1 protein-coding gene is annotated in these 591 nt (G+C 53.6%); it reads right to left on the bottom strand.

Features of this window, described 5'->3' with window-relative positions; genetic code table 11:
- Positions 1-430: RNA-dependent RNA polymerase family protein (locus tag CUC53_RS19405; protein ID WP_236757981.1), on the bottom strand; the 430-nt coding region annotated here is incomplete at its 3' end.
- Positions 431-591 lie beyond the last annotated feature (161 nt).

Genomic DNA, 591 nt, shown 5'->3' with positions numbered 1-591 from the left:
AGTCTACGAACAGCATCCGAACGTATGTGTCTTTTATGTCCAGGTGAGTTAGGGCCAGGTGAAGGGTGGTGGCAATGGTGTCATCTGTTGAGTGGTTGGGACGGTACTGCAGGGGGTCCAGTGAGGGGGGCAGCAGGGTCTTGATATGCCTCATGACGAGCATCTCGAAACACTTCATGATGATGGATGTAAGTGCAAAGGGACGGTAGTCATTTAGGCAGGACACTGAAGACTTCTTCGGCACGGGGACGATGGTGGCGGCCTTGAAGCACGTTGGAATGGTGGCACTGCTCAGGGAGATGTTGAAGATGTCAGTGAGAACCTCTGCTAGCTGGTCTGCACATCCTCTGAGCACTCTACCAGGGATGTTGTCTGGTCCAGCAGCCTTCCGTGGGTTGACCCTGCACAGGGTTTTTCTCACATCGGCCATGGTGAGACACAGCACCTGTCATTTGCAGGAGTGGTGGATTTCCTCGCCGCCACGTCATTTTCCACTTCAAAATGGGCGTAGAAGTTACTCAGCGCATCTGGGAGGGAGGCATCACCCGCACAGTCAGGTGATGTTATCCTGTAATTGGTGATGTCCCGGAT

This window comes from Aeromonas cavernicola, assembly GCF_002795305.1.
Lineage (GTDB): Bacteria > Pseudomonadota > Gammaproteobacteria > Enterobacterales > Aeromonadaceae > Aeromonas > Aeromonas cavernicola.
The sequence above is the reverse complement of the archived record's forward strand: the minus strand, read 5'-3'. Positions and strand labels throughout refer to the sequence as shown.